This is a genomic window from Flavobacterium paronense (assembly GCF_030409795.1).
Classification (GTDB): Bacteria; Bacteroidota; Bacteroidia; order Flavobacteriales; family Flavobacteriaceae; genus Flavobacterium; species Flavobacterium paronense.
In genome coordinates this window covers 1,564,370-1,581,251 of record NZ_JAUFQN010000019.1, presented here as the reverse complement: position 1 = coordinate 1,581,251, position 16,882 = coordinate 1,564,370, and the positions used below count along the sequence as shown (strand labels likewise).

The 16,882-nt window shown below is 33.3% G+C and carries 11 protein-coding genes; 9 read left to right on the top strand and 2 right to left on the bottom strand.

Annotated features, from left to right (window positions below):
• Nucleotides 1–2: 2 nt before the first annotated feature.
• The 5 genes from QWY90_RS08260 (at nt 3) to QWY90_RS08240 (ending at nt 6,271) form a co-directional block, all read left to right on the top strand.
• Complete coding sequence (locus QWY90_RS08260) at nt 3–1,310, top strand: 4Fe-4S dicluster domain-containing protein (RefSeq protein WP_290285396.1); 1,308 nt, start codon at nt 3–5, stop codon at nt 1,308–1,310.
• 81 nt (nt 1,311–1,391) lie between these two features.
• Entirely contained in the window at nt 1,392–1,838 is a 447-nt protein-coding gene (locus tag QWY90_RS08255) for an LNS2 domain-containing protein (protein ID WP_290285395.1), read from the top strand.
• Nucleotides 1,839–1,920: 82 nt separating this feature from the next.
• A complete protein-coding gene (locus QWY90_RS08250) occupies nt 1,921–2,712 on the top strand; it encodes a (Fe-S)-binding protein (protein WP_290285394.1) in 792 nt (263 codons plus the stop codon).
• A gap of 60 nt (nt 2,713–2,772) precedes the next feature.
• Nucleotides 2,773–3,255, top strand: coding sequence for an ABC transporter ATPase (locus QWY90_RS08245; protein ID WP_290285393.1), 483 nt, complete (start codon nt 2,773–2,775; stop codon nt 3,253–3,255).
• Nucleotides 3,256–3,265: 10 nt separating this feature from the next.
• The gene (locus QWY90_RS08240; protein WP_290285392.1) at nt 3,266–6,271 is read left to right on the top strand and encodes a serine hydrolase domain-containing protein; all 3,006 of its coding nucleotides are present in this window, start codon (nt 3,266–3,268) and stop codon (nt 6,269–6,271) included.
• Nucleotides 6,272–6,278: 7 nt separating this feature from the next.
• Here the strand turns inward: QWY90_RS08240 and QWY90_RS08235 are convergent, their stop codons facing one another.
• On the bottom strand, nt 6,279–6,692 hold the full coding sequence (locus tag QWY90_RS08235; RefSeq protein WP_290285391.1) for a ribosomal maturation YjgA family protein: 414 nt from the start codon (nt 6,690–6,692) through the stop codon (nt 6,279–6,281).
• The gene (locus tag QWY90_RS08230; RefSeq protein ID WP_290285390.1) at nt 6,652–7,851 is read right to left on the bottom strand and encodes a serine hydrolase domain-containing protein; all 1,200 of its coding nucleotides are present in this window, start codon (nt 7,849–7,851) and stop codon (nt 6,652–6,654) included. Before QWY90_RS08230 ends, QWY90_RS08235 begins: the two co-directional genes overlap by 41 nt.
• Before the next feature lie 270 nt (nt 7,852–8,121).
• Here QWY90_RS08230 and QWY90_RS08225 point away from each other — a divergent pair, with 270 nt between their 5' ends.
• The 4 genes from QWY90_RS08225 (at nt 8,122) to QWY90_RS08210 (ending at nt 16,866) form a co-directional block, all read left to right on the top strand.
• Nucleotides 8,122–9,327, top strand: coding sequence for an NAD(P)-dependent oxidoreductase (locus QWY90_RS08225; RefSeq protein WP_290285389.1), 1,206 nt, complete (start codon nt 8,122–8,124; stop codon nt 9,325–9,327).
• Between the two features lie 93 nt (nt 9,328–9,420).
• The gene (locus QWY90_RS08220) at nt 9,421–12,165 is read left to right on the top strand and encodes a helix-turn-helix and ligand-binding sensor domain-containing protein (protein ID WP_290285388.1); all 2,745 of its coding nucleotides are present in this window, start codon (nt 9,421–9,423) and stop codon (nt 12,163–12,165) included.
• Between the two features lie 252 nt (nt 12,166–12,417).
• Nucleotides 12,418–15,399, top strand: coding sequence for a SusC/RagA family TonB-linked outer membrane protein (locus tag QWY90_RS08215; RefSeq protein ID WP_290285387.1), 2,982 nt, complete (start codon nt 12,418–12,420; stop codon nt 15,397–15,399).
• Nucleotides 15,400–15,411: 12 nt separating this feature from the next.
• Complete coding sequence (locus QWY90_RS08210; protein WP_290285386.1) at nt 15,412–16,866, top strand: RagB/SusD family nutrient uptake outer membrane protein; 1,455 nt, start codon at nt 15,412–15,414, stop codon at nt 16,864–16,866.
• Nucleotides 16,867–16,882: the final 16 nt, after the last annotated feature.

Here is a 16,882-nt window from a genome sequence, read left to right as displayed (position 1 = left end):
CCATGATGTATATCGACAACATACTCTTTGCTATCATTCTTGCTATCGGAATTGGCTTTTTTGCTAAAAATGTAAAAAAACTAAAACGGAACATCAACCTTGGTCATGATGTCAATCGAACCGATAATAAATCGGCACGTTGGAAAAATATGGCAATGATTGCATTGGGACAATCCAAAATGGTAAAAAGACCTGTTGCCGGATTGCTTCATATTATTGTTTACGCCGGATTCATCATCATCAATTTAGAAGTTTTAGAAATCATTATTGATGGATTATTCGGAACACATAGAGTATTCTCCTTCTTAGGTGGACTTTATGGTTTCCTTATTGGTTCTTTTGAAATATTGGCTGTTTTAGTTTTAGTTGCTGTAATTGTTTTTTGGATAAGAAGAAACATCATCAAATTGAAACGTTTCGCCAGTTCTGATTTGAAAGGAGCACCAAAAAGAGATGCTGATACAATCTTGTATTTCGAAATAGTGTTAATGTCATTGTTCCTAATCATGAATGCTACTGATTTGCATTTTCAGGCTATGAATTCCGGAAATATAATTTCTCAATATATTACTTCGTGGTTTTCTTCTTTAGATATTGGTCAGGTAGAAGCGATTGAAATGATGGCATGGTGGATACATATCACCGGAATCCTTATTTTCCTAAATTATTTATACTACTCCAAACATTTGCATATTCTTTTAGCTTTCCCCAATACGTATTTTGCTGATTTGAATGCTAAAGGGAAATTCGACAATCTCGAAAGTGTTACCAAAGAAGTAAAACTAATGATGGATCCAAATGCAGATCCATTCGCTGCACAGCCTGTAGATGCTACTGCAGCTTCGAGTAAATTTGGAGCTTCTGATGTACAAGATTTGAATTGGGTTCAATTGCTAAATGCATACACTTGTACCGAATGTGGTCGGTGTACTTCTTCCTGCCCGGCAAATCAAACAGGTAAAAAATTATCGCCGCGTAAAATCATGATGGACACGCGTGATAGAATGGAAGAAGTAGGAAGAAATATAGATGCCAACAAAGGTGTTTTTGTTCCCGATAATAAATCGTTATTAAATGATTATATTACGACTGAAGAGCTATGGGCATGTACATCTTGTAATGCCTGTGTAGAAGAATGTCCGGTAAATATTAGCCCATTATCTATTATTATGGATATGAGACGCTATCTAGTGATGGAGCAAAGTGCGGCACCACAATCCTTAAATGCTATGATGACCAATATTGAAAATAATGGTGCACCATGGCAATACAACCAACAAGATAGATTAAACTGGAAAAACGAAAATTAATATAATAACCAGATGAATTCTCATAATTGTGAGGCTTGAGAATTTGTCGAATGAATTTGATAAACTATAAAAAGTAAAAAAATGAAATCGGAAGACATTGACAAAAGCTTACAGAGCATCACACAAAACGGACAACATTTAAGTCCGATTTTACCAGAAGGGGTAAAGAATTATTTAATCGATATTGACGGAACGGTTTGTGACGATATTCCAAATGAAGAACCAGAAAGAATGTTAACAGCAGAGGTTTATCCAGACGCATTGGTAACCTTAAACAAATGGTATGATGAAGGTCATATTATTTTCTTCTTTACTTCTAGAACAGAAGCACACAGAGAGTATACCGAGATTTGGTTAAAGAAATACGGTTTTAAATACCACGGAATTCTATTCGGAAAACCACGTGGAGGAAATTACCACTGGATTGATAATCACTTAGTAAAAGCTACTCGTTACAGAGGAAAATTCACTGATTTAGTTGAAAAAGAAGTAACCATTCAAGTGTTCGACGACGAGCATCATGAATAATATCGATTATTGGATAATTAGATTGTTAGACTAAAATGAATCTAACAATCTAGTAATCTAGTAATCTAAAAATCTATAAAAAATGTCAGAAGTATTAAACGTGCCAACCATGGCAGAAATGATGGCTCAAGGCAAACAACCCGAAGTATTGTTTTGGGTTGGTTGTGCCGGTAGTTTTGATGACAGAGCAAAAAAAATCACCAAGGCTTTTGTGCGTATTTTAAATCGTGCGAATGTCGAGTTTGCTGTTTTGGGTACAGAAGAAAGTTGCACTGGTGATCCGGCAAAAAGAGCAGGAAATGAGTTTTTGTTCCAAATGCAGGCGATGATGAACATTGAAGTTCTGAATGCCTATGAAGCTAAAAAGATTGTAACGGCTTGCCCACATTGCTTTAATACACTAAAAAATGAATATCCTGAATTAGGAGGAAAATATGAAGTAGTTCATCATACGGAATTCCTAAAGCAACTTTTAGATTCAGGAAGATTGACAATAGAAGGCGGACAATTTAAAGGAAAAAGGATAACATTCCACGACCCTTGTTATCTCGGAAGAGCTAATAATGTATATGAAGCTCCAAGAGATTTAATTAAAAAATTGGATGCTGAATTGGTTGAAATGAAACGTTCCCGAGCCAACGGTTTATGCTGTGGTGCCGGTGGTGCACAAATGTTCAAGGAACCAGAACCTGGTAACAAAGACATTAATGTAGAAAGAACAGAAGATGCTTTAGAAACAAAACCAGAAATTATTGCAGCAGGTTGTCCGTTTTGTAACACCATGATGACTGATGGAGTAAAAGCCAAAGAACAAGAAGCCAATGTTAAAGTTATGGATATAGCCGAATTAATTGCTAATGCACAAGACTTATAGTAAAAATTTAATTGTCACCCTGAGCGCAGTCGAAGGGCCAATTCCTAAACCCTAAATCAAATGTACGTTCCCTTTGAAAATTTACCCGAAGACTCCAAGATTTGGATTTATCCCTCCAATCGCAAATTTTCAGATGATGAAATGACTGAAATCGAAAATGACTTAAAAGTATTTATCGAAAACTGGTCGGCTCACGGAACCGGATTGGAAGCTTCTTATCTTTTGAAATACAATCGTTTCATCATTCTAGCTGTTAATCAGGAAGTGCAACAGGCAACTGGTTGTTCTATCGATTCGTCGGTAAGCTTTATCCAAAACCTGGAACAAAAATATCAAGTTGATTTATTGGATAAAATGAACGTTACCTTTAAAAACGGAGAACACATTGCGCATAAATCGTTAATCGATTTTAAACGAATGGCTAAAGAAAAAGCGGTGACTGCTAATACTATTGTTTTTAACAATTTAGTAAATAGCATCGAAGAATTTAACGAAAACTGGGAAGTTCCGGCTGGCGAAAGTTGGCATAGTCGTTTCTTTTAATCCAAATTACATGAAAAGGCTTTTAATCAGTATAGGTTTTATGGGATTGCTATTTTTGGTTACGAATTGTTCGTCAACCAAAGTTGTTAATCATTCTATACCCATTTTTCCAAAAGCTGATATAGCTGCTGATGAAGAAGTATATATTCCCCATTTAAAAGCTGACCGAAAAAACTTTTTCCCTGAAACTTCATCCGAAACACGTTGGGTAGATAGTATTTACAATCAAATGTCTTTTGATGAAAAAGTAGGGCAATTATTTATGGTTGCCGCTTATTCTAATAAAGATACATTACATACAAAAGCTGTTGAAAAGTTGGTTACCGAGAATAAAGTTGGTGGACTAATCTTTTTTCAGGGCGGACCGATGCGTCAAGCTCACCTGACTAATAAATACCAATCACTTGCCAAAGTTCCATTGTTTATTGGAATTGACGCCGAATGGGGTTTGAGTATGCGAATAGATTCTACTTTTCGCTTTCCTTTTAATATGACTTTAGGGGCTATTAAAGATTTAAAATTGGTAGAAAAAGTAGGAGTAAGTCTGGCAAAGGAAAGTAAACGAATGGGAATTCATTTTAACTTCGTTCCGGTTTTAGACATCAATACCAATCCAAAAAATCCAATTATTGGTTACCGCTCTTTTGGCGAAAACAAAGTCAATGTGACGGAACATGCTATTGCTCTGATGAATGGCGCACAAGGGCAGGGTGTTTTCTCAACTGGAAAACATTTTCCGGGACACGGCGATACGTCAACAGATTCGCATACCTCCTTACCAACTGTTACTGCTACTTTGGATCATTTAGAATTAGTAGAATTGTATCCCTATAAAAGAATGTTTGATGAAGGTTTGGTTTCGGTAATGGTAGCGCATTTGAATGTACCTAGTCTTGAACCAAGAGAAGGTTATCCAACTTCAATTTCTTATGGGGTTGTTACCAATTTGCTTAAAAATGAGCTTGGCTTTGAAGGACTTATTTTTACAGATGCCTTAAACATGAAAGGGGCAAGTAATTTCAGAGCACCAGGAGATATTGAATTGGAAGCTTTTATGGCAGGTAATGACATTCTCCTTTTTGCAGAAAATGTGCCACTTGCTGCAGAAAAAATATGTGTAGCTTATCAGGACGGCCTTATTTCGGATGCTAGATTAGCGGAATCGGTAAAGAAGATTTTGCACTATAAGTTCAAAGCAGGATTGAATAAGTACACACCAATTGAAGGTATTAATTTGTATAACGATTTAAATCCGAAAACAAATCAAACACTGCAATATGAATTGTATGAAAATGCAGTTACAGTCGTAAAAAATGATGGAAATATTCTACCGATTAAGAATCTGAATCAGAAAATTGCCTATGTAAAATTAGGTGATGATACTAACAGTTCTTTCGTTAGTACTTTAAAGAAATATACCGAAGTCACTGAAGTTTCGGACACCAATATTGATAGCTTAATGACCAAATTAAGCGATTTTGAGACCGTAATTATTGGGTACCACAAATCGGATAAATCTTGGTGGAAATCGCCAGAACTGACAGTGCCAGAATTGCAAATAATTGATTCAATAGCTTCAAAAAAGAAAGTAATTTTAGATTGTTTTGCCAAACCGTATTCCTTATCAAGAATTTTGAATTTTGATAAAATACCTGGCGTTATCGTTTCGTATCAAAATGGAGATATTCCTCAGGAAGTTTCAGCCGAATTAATTTTTGGTGCCATTGATGCCAAAGGATTGCTTCCGGTTTCTATCAATAGCACCTTAAAGGCTGGTGACGGAATCACAACGCAAAAACTCAATAGGTTAGGTTTTGCAACTCCGGAAAGTGTGGGTATGAGTTCGGAGAAGCTGAAGCAGATTGAAACCTATGCTCAAAAAGCCATTGATGGTAAAATGGCACCTGGTATGCAGATTTTAGTGGCCCGAAAAGGAAAAGTCATCTATCAAAAATCATTCGGAAAACAAACTTACGAAGGCGATGTGAAAGTTAAGAATTCCGATTTGTATGATGTTGCATCAGTAACCAAAATGGTGGCTACCTTACCCAATGTGATGCAAGCCTACGACCAAAAGAAAGTGACACTCGAAACTACCTTAGGCGAAATGTTGCCATTATTTAAAGGCTCTAACAAGCAGCAAATGACTTTCAAAGAATTGTTGTCTCACTATGGTAGAATGCAAGCTTGGATTCCTTTTTATAAAGCGACTTTAGATTCAGCCAATAGGCCTTTGGAGCAATACTATCGAAAAGTATACAGCGAAGGATTTAGCAAACGCGTATCGGATAGTTTGTACTTGCGAGATGATTATCATGATAGTATTATGAAAAAAATTATAGATAGTCCGCTTATTGATAAAAAAGAATACCGTTACAGTGATTTTACCTTTATTATTTTGAAGCAATATTTGGAAAGAGTTACTGGTCAACATTTGGATGAATTGGCTACTAATAATTTCTATAAAATTCTTGGAATGAATAATACACTTTATAATCCCTTAAAAAAGTTTGATAAAAGTGTAATTGCGCCAACCGAAATAGACACTTATTTTCGCCATGACACCATTCAGGGTTATGTTCATGATATGGAAGCTGCAATGGAAGATGGAGTAGGCGGGCATGCAGGCATTTTTTCCAATGCCATGGATATTGCCAAGATGATGCAAATGTATTTGCAGAAAGGAAACTATGGCGGACAACAATATTTCTCTGAAGCTACTTTCAACGATTTTAATACGTGTTGGTTTTGTGCCGAAGGAAATCGTCGTGGCTTAGGGTTTGATAAACCGCAACTAAGTGGTGGTGGACCAACATGCGGTTGTGTTTCAATGTCAAGTTTTGGACATACAGGTTTTACCGGAACGATGGCTTGGGCTGACCCGGAAACAGATATTATTTATGTTTTCTTATCTAACAGAACCTATCCGGGTACTAATTTGTCTAATACTCTTTCAAAGGAAAACATTCGCGAAGACATTCAAAAAGTCATTCAGGATGCGATTATAGTGAAATAAACTATTGTTATTTTTCTTTTTGAAAAAAATATTCAACTGAAATTACTATAATTATTCCAACAATATAAGTCAAAATATCTATCCAAGAAAAGGATGTACCGATAATAGTTGTGGCAATTTTAGAACTTTGTAAACCCAGTTTCTCTACAATGTTCAGATATTGAAGAAACTCTACAGTGAAAGCGAATAGCAATACGAATAACGCTGTCGGTAGCACTTTTACATCCAGAAATGATTTGATAAAACAATAGATTAAAATCACGACTAATACATCTCCTATGTAAGGTCTGATAATTGAATCATTTATGTAAAGTGCAATTAGCGTTTCAATAATAAAGATGAAAGAAGCTAACCTAAAATAGGCTACATTGAATTTTATATTATTCCTCACCATCATCATCCAACTTAAAGGGATAATCACCAAAAAGAGCAGCGAGTTTTTTAGTTTGGTAAGTCTTTCGGGTAAACTTATTCGATAACACAATAATTGTAACTTTCTCTTTTCTCAAATTGATAAAGCAAGAAGTGTTGCCATGCCACCAGCCATTGTGATAATAAAAAGGTTCGCCTTTTTCAAACTCAGTCATTCTAATACCTAAACCGTAATTACGTATTCCTTTGCTTTCATAACTATATCCTTGATATACTTTTTTAATCAAATCAGGATTCAGGAAAAAAGGTGCATAACGTGCTTTGTCAAACTTTAATAAATCTCTTGGAGTGGAATAAATATTTTTGTCACCATAAATTCCGTCAAGATAATCAATTGCAATTTCCATATTTCCTTTATATGATGGTGCAATTATGTCTCTGTCTTTTGCAATGTCAAAAACAAAAGTATCGGTCATGCCAAGCGGTGTAAAAATCATTTCCTTCATCGCTTCAGGGTATTTTAATCCGGTAACCTTTTCAATGATTAAAGCAAGCATTGCATAATTAGTGTTGCAATAGCCAAATCCGGTGTCGGTTGGTCTTTCTAGTGTAATTTCTTTCTCAACCATAACCTTTACTATGTCTTCATTGGTTAGGGTTTCTTTTTTATCCCAATTACCATTTTCAAAAGTGAAATAGGCATAATTTCTCATTCCGCTACGGTGATTAAGCAGTGTTTGAATTGTTACATCAGGATATGGAAAGTTTGTAATGATTGTATTTACCTTTTGGTTAAGTTTAATTTTATTGGCGTCAATTAGCATCAAAACGGCTGTTGAAGTCAATACCTTACTTACAGACGCAATATGTAAAGGAGTATCTTTTGTTATGTTTTCGTCAGTTTTTTTATTGGCATAGCCCATATAATTTTCATAAATTATTTGACCATTTTTGGCTACCAAAAAAGCTACATTATCGTTTTTCTCTGACCATGTTTTTTCAAAGTAACGACTAACGCTATATTTTTTATCATTGATATAGGAAGAGGTAAGTTTAGGTAATTCTTCTTGCAAAGGTTGCATTACCGGAATACCATTTTTATTTATTTTAACAATACCATCTTCGTTTTTCTCTTGTTTGGAACACGAAAAGGTTAACAGAATAAAAGTTATAAAAAGTAAAGTATGTTGAGTGATTTTAGATGTCATTGTAATAGTATTGAAAAACAAATATAGCTATTCATCAAAATGATAATTTGACTTTTTTATAAAGCTATCAACAGGTTTTCCACAATGGTTTTTTGCTAATATTTGTTGACTAATTTATTTTTCAAAAAAAGTTTTGAAAACGTTTTCGTTACGATTACTTTTGGCATCACAAAAAAGCACCCCATGAAACGCCATCTAAATAAATTATTTTAGTAAGATAATGATTCAAGGCGTTGCATCTGACAAATAAAAAACAAATAAGAGAGACTGATGAATTTTGGTATTGTTAAAGAAAGAAAAAGTCCACCCGATAGAAGAGTAGTTTTTACACCTGAAGAATTAGTTCGTTTGCAAAAAGAACATCCTGATGCTAAAGTAAAAGTTGAAAGTTCAGCTATAAGAGTTTTCATGGATGAAGACTATAAAAGCCTAGGTATTGAAGTAGTTGATGATATATCAGACTGTGATGTTTTCTTTGGAGTAAAAGAAATCCCGGTTGATTATTTAATTCCAAACAAGAAATATTTTTTCTTTTCACATACGATAAAAAAACAAGTTCATAACAGAAAATTACTTCAAGCCATACTTGATAAAAATATCGAATTATATGATCATGAAACTATAGTTGATGCAAAAAACAGACGTTTGATTGGCTTTGGTCGTTATGCCGGAATTGTTGGAGCCTATAATGGTTTTAGAGCTTTCGGAATAAAATATGATTTGTTCAATTTACCTAAAGCCGAAACATTACAGACAAAAGAGGATTTAATCGTTAGATTGAAAAGACAGATTTTACCAAATATCAAAATTGTTTTGACTGGTTATGGCAAAGTCGGGATGGGAGCGAAGGAAATTCTTGATGGCATGAAAATTAAACAGGTTTCTCCTGATGATTTCTTAAACAAAATATATTCTCAGCCAGTCTACACCCAAATCGATGTTTTGGATTACAACAAAAGATTAGATGGAAAAGTTGTAACTGACAACTCTGATTTCTATAAAAATCCTGAAGCTTATATTTCCAACTTTGAACGGTTTACCAAAGTTGCTGATATCTTCATTGCTGGTCATTTTCATGGAAATGGCGCTCCTGATATTTTGACATTAGAAATGCTTCAAGCGGCAGATTGTAAAATAAAAATAGTAGCCGATATTTCTTGTGACGTTGAAGGGCCAATTGCTTGTACTATTAGGTCATCAACAATTGCAGCCCCTTTTTATGGCTTTTTACCAATAGAAAACAAAGAAGTTCCCTTTACGCATCCTGGTTCGATAATGGTTATGGCAGTCGATAATTTGCCATGTGAATTACCAAAAGATGCCAGTGAAGGTTTTGGAGAAATGTTTATGGAATATGTTATTCCGGCTTTTTTCAACAAGGATAAAGATGGGATTTTGCAAAGAGCCAAAATGACTGAAAACGGAAAACTAACGGAACGTTTTGCTTATCTTCAGGATTATGTTGATGGAAAATAGTACTTATCTGTACTGTAACCTTTGTATGTTTACAGCAAAATGAGGTTTTAATACAATATCTTTTTTACATTTGGGATTGTCTAATCTAATGATGTGAAAAAGATATTTTTTTATTTATTTCTGTTTGCAAAAATTTATGCAGTTCAATCTCAGGAACTGCTTCCTTTTGTAGAAAATTTCACGAAGTCAAATTATTTTGGTGACAACCAGATTTGGAGTGTTACACAAGGCGAAGACAATGCTTTTTATTATGCAAACAATCACTATTTTTTACGTTATAATGGCGTAAAATGGGAACGTTACGCCTTACCGAATAAAACTATTCTGCGCTCTGTTTTTGCTGATGAAGACAAAATATATACAGGTTCATACAATGAATTTGGGTATTGGAAAAGAATAGATGGTGAGATGAAGTATACTTCATTAAGTAAAAATAAAAATTTTTTTACGGGAATTTCCATCAATGAAGAAATTTGGAAAATTTTCAAGCATCATGATAAAATATACTTTCAATCGTTTAACGAGCTTTTTATTTATGCTAGTGGCAAAATAACGAAAACCAGAATACCGTTTCAAATATCTTATTGTTTTGTAGTAAACGATAAGATTTATGCAGCATCAGTAAATAATGGGGTGTATTTATTTAAAAATAATGTCTTTACCAAAGTGTCAAAATGGCAAGGTTTAGAAAATAATATTATTCATGGTATTGAAAACAATAATGGTGAAACTTATATTTTCACGCAAAAGAAAGGTGTTTTTGTGGAAGAAAATGGCAAACTCATCGAATGGAATAACGAATTAAATTCAATTCTAAAAAAAGAAATTATTATCACCGCTAAGTTTATTGATGAAAACCGATTAGCAATAGGAACTGCATTTAAAGGGATTTATATAGTTGATTTAAGAGCAAAAACACATATCAATATCAACAGAAATAATTCGCTTATAAACAATTCGGTGCTTTGTATTGGTTTTGATAAAGAGAATGATTTGTGGTTAGGTTTAGATAATGGTATTTCTCATGTAGAAATTAACTCACCTTATACCATTTTCTCTGATAATACCGGAGTTCTTGGTTCAGTGTATGCATTAGCACCTATCAGTAACGGATATTTGTTGGGATCTAATCATGGCGTATTTAAATACCAAGATAAAAAACTGCAATTATTACCTAATTCTCAAGGACAGGTTTGGGATATTCACAAGATTGGTTCTAAGTATATTATTGGTCATAACGACGGTACTTTTATCTATGAAAATAATATGCTTAAAAAAGTAAATTCTATTAGTGGTGGTTGGAAGTTTCAGGAAAGTGATTATGATAATAAATATTTCCAAGCCAATTATTCTGGTATTATTTTATACAATTCGCCCATTGATTTTTCGCAGTATAAAGTCATTGATAATTTGACAAAACCCATTAAAAATATTGCTCAAAATAAACCAAAAGAGCTCTGGGCTGTAGATAATTACAGAAGCTTATATAGAATTACATTTAATGATACTTATGAAGTTGAGAAAGTTGAAAACATCACTCATTTAAATAAAATTTGGAATGACTATGGTGTAAAGATGTTTAATTTTAAAAATGAAATTCTATTTTTCATAAATAACATTTGGTATAATTTCAATACTATTTCCAATAAATTAGAAAAGAACACTGTTTTTAATAAAAACTTCGCTACTATTTCAGAAGTAATTCCTGTAAATAATTCTAATTTTATTGTTTTAAAAGACAAACTATTATACATTATTCATCAGTCGGATAGTGATTATAGTTGGGAATTAATTCCAGAAAAATATTATGCAGGTAAAATTATAAATCAGGATACTAAAGTGTTCAGAGATGGTAATCGGCTCTTAATGAATTTAGATGATGGCTTTTTTTCTTTTCAATTAGTTAATTCAAAAATAAAAAATCAAAAGATTTCTACTGAGGCGTTCTATCAAGGAAAAATGATAGATGATGACACCGCTATACAATATAATCAATCAGTTGAAGTAGATATTATTTCCGAATATTACGGATACAACCGCTTTGGATTATTTTATAAATTGAATGATGCTAAAAGCTTTTCTCCAGTAAAATCGGGAAATATAGTTTTAAACAATCTTTCTAGTGGCAATCAAAGTTTAAAAGTGTATTACAACAATGGAAGAAACTACATTGCCATAGCCAGTTATCAATTTAAAGTTGATAAACCATGGTATTTTTCTTTTTGGATGATATTAATTTATGTTTTTTTGATTTCAGGCAGCTTTTACCTTTATTATAAGTGGAATAAAATTAGATACCTTGAGAAGTTAAAACTAAAAGAGGAAGAATTAAAACACCAGAAGCAAATCCTGCAACTTGAATTAATGGCCGACAATAAGCTTAAACTGCAAGAATATGATAAACACATATTAGAAATGCAAGTACAATCTAAAGCCTCTGAAGTTGCCGGAAAATCACTGTCAATAGCCAAGCAATCAGAAATGATTGAGAGTATTCAGAGTATACTGGAAAGCGAAAATGATTTGAATCAACTTAAAAGTAAAATAAAAAAATCGATTAAGATTAATGCAATCAATAAAAATGAATGGCAAAGTTTTGAGAAAAACTTGATCCAAAGCCACGAGGATTTTGTGTATAAACTTACTCAGAAATATCCTCACTTGACTTCTAAAGATATTAAACTCAGTATCTATCTAAAGATGAATTTATCTTCTAAAGAAATTGCGCCGTTAATGAACATTTCTTTTAGAGGTGTTGAATTACATCGCTATAGATTAAGAAAGAAGTTGGACCTTAATCAAGACGAAGGTCTTTCTAAATTTATGATAAACCTATAATTTTAGGTGTAATATTGACAATAATAAAATAATACAAAGCTTTTTTTATTGTTTTACAACTCATCACAACTACATCAAATAAATAGTTGTTAGATGAGTTTTTTGCATAATATTAACATTTTAAAATACTGATTTTAAATTATTTAAAATGAATATTGTTTATTTTGATGTAGTTATGTTGTGATTAATTTTATCTAACTATAACGATGTAATTGACTATATTAGCAAATGCAAATCAAATACTATATTTATATGAAATACCTATTTAGTTTTTTGTTACTGTTTTTGGTCTCTTTTACGGCTAAATCCCAAACTACAAATGGATTAGTAACTGATTACAAAAACATGCCCTTACCTGGAGTGAATGTTATACAAAAAGCTTCCGGTAAATCGACAACCACTGATTTTGACGGAAAATTTTCAATTGAATCAGCTGTGGGAGATTTTTTAGAGTTTTCCTATATTGGTTTTGAAACAATTTCAATAAAGGCTTCGACTGGAACTATGAAAATAGTGATGGTAGAAAAAACCAATAATTTAAATGAAGTTGTTGTCATAGGTTATGGAACTAAGAAACTTGGTTCAATAACGGGTTCAGTTGCCCAAATAAAAGCAAATGACATCATTAAAACAGCTGCGCAATCACCAATCCAGTCCATACAAGGTAGAGCTGCTGGTGTTAATATTGTTACAAATGATGAACCAGGTGCTAATCCATCGATTAGGATTAGAGGTTTAGGAACTATACTTGGTGGCCGTGACCCGCTATACATTGTTGATGGCGTTGAGACTGGTATAAATGGATTAAGTCCAAATGAAATTGCAACAATAGATATTTTGAAAGATGCATCATCTTTAGCAATTTATGGACAAAAAGGATCAAATGGTGTCGTAATCATAACAACAAAAAAAGGAAAACTAGGAAGAGTAAAAGTATCCTATGATAGTTATTATGGCCAAAAATTTATTCAGAAAAAAGTAAAAATGGCCGATTCTTATCGTTTTGCCTATTACAATAACGTTGCGGCTGGTTCCTCTTCTTATTACAGTTTTGATCAGCCATACAATACCGATTGGTTAGAAGAAATAACCGATACTGGTGAAGTAATTAACAATCATATTTCAATTTCTGGTGCAAACGAGAACGCCAGTTATTATCTAGGTGCTACAAATTATAAAGAAAAAGGAATTTTAACTGGAACAGAATACGAAAGAAACAATGTTAATTCGCGTAATGAGTTTAAATTGCTAGATAATAAATTAAAAATAGCACAGAATATCAATTTGACAGTTGCTAATAATGTGACCAAACCAACAAGTGCTTTTACCAATGCCTACAAACAATCTCCAATTGTTCCGGTATATTTTGATAATGGAAGATGGGGAGTTCCTTTACGAAATCCGGCTACTGGACTTATTGATATTAATGGTAGTGATCGTTTTAATAATGTTGCGAATCCTGTTGCACAGTTATTTTATACAAACAATCAAAACAAAGATGTAACCATTGTTGGTTCTATTTCGGCTGAACTTAAACTTACAAAAGAGTTGACTTATACATCAAATTTTGGAGCTACATATAATACATATAAAGGTTTTTCATTTACCCCAAATGATCAAATCTATTTATCACAAAATGCAACAAGTACTATTGATGACTATGTAGCTTCCTTTGGAAATAGTGAAGTTATATACAATACATTGGAGCAAAAAAGAAGTAACTATTACGAATACAATTGGGACAACTATATTACATTCAAAAAAACTTTTGGCAATCATAATGTGAATGCAGTTTTGGGTATGTCAAGAACAACTACCAAGAATTTCGAGAATTTAAACGGAGTACGTTATAATGTTCCGGTTGCTTCAAACTATTGGTCACTTGACTTATCTTCCTACAACACTGCTACAGCACCAGGTTCGGTAATTACAAATCACCGTGATACACCGGTGGTGTCTTTAGCATATTTCGGAAGATTTGAATACGATTTTAAAGGAAAATATCTAATAACAGCCTCTGTTCGAAGAGAAGGAACAAGCTCTTTTCAAGAAGTTCAGAAATGGGGAGTTTTCCCTGCAGTTTCTGCCGGATGGGTAATGAGTGAAGAAAAATTTCTGCAAAACGTTAAATTCCTAAATTATCTTAAAATAAGAGCAGGTTATGGTGAAGTAGGAAACGCAAGAGCTTTGAACTCTTTAAATATTCCAATATTCTCAGCAGGCGCTAATTATGCCTTTGGAGATAATCAAAGTATTTTTCCAGGAAGCACCCAACCTTATGATGTAGATCCCAATTTAACATGGGAAACAATGGGAGAGTTTGATTTAGGTATAGATTTTAAAGTGCTTAATAATAAATTATCCGGAACCATTGATTTGTACGACAGAAGATCAAAGGATGTGATTTTGCCAGTGACTTTACCACCAGTATTATCTCAAGGAAATGTGACCGTTAATACTGGTGATGTTACTAATAAAGGCGTCGAGCTTTCATTAAGATGGGATAAAAAAATAAATGACAATTGGAGTTATTTTATTTCAGGAAATTACTCTTATAATAAAAACGAACTTGTTAAAGCTGATAATTCATACTTCGCCAATTTAATTGGTGGCGGTTTAGGTAATGGTCAATGGACAAAACAAGTTTTGGTTGGTGAAGCTCTTGGTAGCTTTTATGTGTACCAAGTTACCGGAAAAAATTCGGATGGAAACTTTACTTATAGTAGTGAAAGAGTTGTTGCCGGTTCCTATTTACCAACTTATACATACGGTTTGAGTTTTGGTATCAATTACAAAAAATTCGATTTCTCTGTTGACACTTATGGAGTAGGTGGCAATAAAGTGTATAACGGAAAAAAAGCACAACGCTTTGGAGGAGAAAATATAGAACACGGATATTTAAATAGTTTTTGGTCACCATCAACTCCAAACGGAGTTAATCCAGCACCTTATAACGAAGTGCCTGTTGCATCAACCTACTTTGTAGAAGATGGTTCCTACTTTAGAATAAACAATATTACCCTTGGTTATACACTACCGAATTTTTTCGAAAAAATTGATAAAGTTCGAATATATGCCACTGCTATAAATCCTTTATTATTTACTAAATATTCAGGTTATTCGCCAGAAGTAGTTGGTGGAGACAATGCAAATCCTTTGGGTGGCGCCGGAATAGAATTGGACGCTTATCCAACAAATAAAACATTCCTATTTGGTTTAAATGTAAGTTTTTAAAAAATGAGTACTATGAATAAAATAAATTTTAAAATATTGTCTCTGTTATTTTTAGGTTTGACTTTTGCTTCCTGCGAAGACGATTTGAATGTGAAACCTAATGATGTACAAAATGTAAATGATTTTTTGAATGATCCAAATAATGCAGTTCAGTTAGTTAATGGTGTATACAACAAACAATTGGACTACAATATGTATTCTTTTTCATGGATAGGAATGACAAGCATAACTTCTGACGATGCTGATAAAGGATCAACGCCTTCTGACACGGGAACTGACAAAGGGAAAATGGATAACCTAACCTTTTCAGCTAGCGATATCTCATTCAGTGATGTATGGCAAGGCAGATATCAAGGCATAAATAGAGCTAATACTGCACTTTTCTATTTAGATCAATTAACAATAGATGCAACGCTAAAAAACAGATTAATTGGTGAAGTAAAATTTTTAAGAGCCTTATTTTATTTTGATTTGGTAAGATGTTTCGGTGGTGTTCCAATAGTGACTACTAAAATTGATATTAACGATGCTCAAACTATCAATAGTGTTGTTTACACCAGAAAATCTAAAGAAGAAACTTATGCTCAAATTGAAACAGATTTATTAGATGCGATAGATAAATTACCTCTTAAAAGTGTGTACAGTTCTAATGATTTAGGCAGGGCATCTAAAGGTGCAGCGCAAGCACTTTTGGCCAAAGCTTATTTGTATCAGGAGAAATGGCAACAAGCTTTCGATATGTCAGGAGAAGTTATTACTTCTAGTCAATATTCGTTATTGCCAAATTATGCCAATGTTTGGAGAGAAGTTGGCGAAAACAAATCAGAATCAATTTATGAAGTTCAGGCTACCTTAACTCAAGGACTTGTTGATTATACCAACGTTCAAGGCCCAAGAGGAACACCAGATTTAGGTTGGGGTTTTAATACACCATCATTAACCCTTGTTAACTCTTATGAAGCCGGAGATTTGAGAAAAAATGCAACAGTAATGTTTGTTCCTTCTGTTTTATGGGATGGATTCATTGCCCCAACAACTTGGAATAACCCAAGATATAACTATAAAGCGTATCAAAGTAGTGTTGCCGAATCTTGGAATGGAGATAAGGGTCAAACTGCTAAAAATTTGAGAATACTTAAATACAGTGATATTCTTTTAATTAGAGCTGAATCCGGATTCCATATTGGAATGACTTCTGAAGCAGCTGGCAGAATTTCGGAATTAAGAGTCAGAGCTGGTTTAGGAAGTGTAACCTCAGTTACATTACAGTCAATATTAAATGAACGAAGAGCAGAAATGGCGATGGAACATGATCGTTGGTTTGATATTGTTAGAACAGGTCAAGCTCAAAGTGCAATGGCATTAGACGGCAAAACTTTTATTGTAGGTGTACATAACTTATTTCCAATCCCCTCAGATCAAATTATTGCCAGCGGTGGATTATTAACACAAAACCCAGGATATTAACATTATCATTTATATT

What these genes read in the sequence shown, in the direction of transcription:
- QWY90_RS08260 (WP_290285396.1), top strand. Translation starts at nt 3, where the DNA reads ATGATGTATATCGACAACATACTCTTTGCTATCATTCTTGCTATCGGA.
- QWY90_RS08250 (WP_290285394.1), top strand. Translation starts at nt 1,921, where the DNA reads ATGTCAGAAGTATTAAACGTGCCAACCATGGCAGAAATGATGGCTCAA.
- QWY90_RS08225 (WP_290285389.1), top strand. Translation starts at nt 8,122, where the DNA reads ATGAATTTTGGTATTGTTAAAGAAAGAAAAAGTCCACCCGATAGAAGA.
- QWY90_RS08240 (WP_290285392.1), top strand. Translation starts at nt 3,266, where the DNA reads ATGAAAAGGCTTTTAATCAGTATAGGTTTTATGGGATTGCTATTTTTG.
- QWY90_RS08245 (WP_290285393.1), top strand. Translation starts at nt 2,773, where the DNA reads ATGTACGTTCCCTTTGAAAATTTACCCGAAGACTCCAAGATTTGGATT.
- QWY90_RS08230 (WP_290285390.1), bottom strand. Translation starts at nt 7,851, where the DNA reads ATGACATCTAAAATCACTCAACATACTTTACTTTTTATAACTTTTATT.
- QWY90_RS08255 (WP_290285395.1), top strand. Translation starts at nt 1,392, where the DNA reads ATGAAATCGGAAGACATTGACAAAAGCTTACAGAGCATCACACAAAAC.
- QWY90_RS08210 (WP_290285386.1), top strand. Translation starts at nt 15,412, where the DNA reads ATGAATAAAATAAATTTTAAAATATTGTCTCTGTTATTTTTAGGTTTG.
- QWY90_RS08215 (WP_290285387.1), top strand. Translation starts at nt 12,418, where the DNA reads ATGAAATACCTATTTAGTTTTTTGTTACTGTTTTTGGTCTCTTTTACG.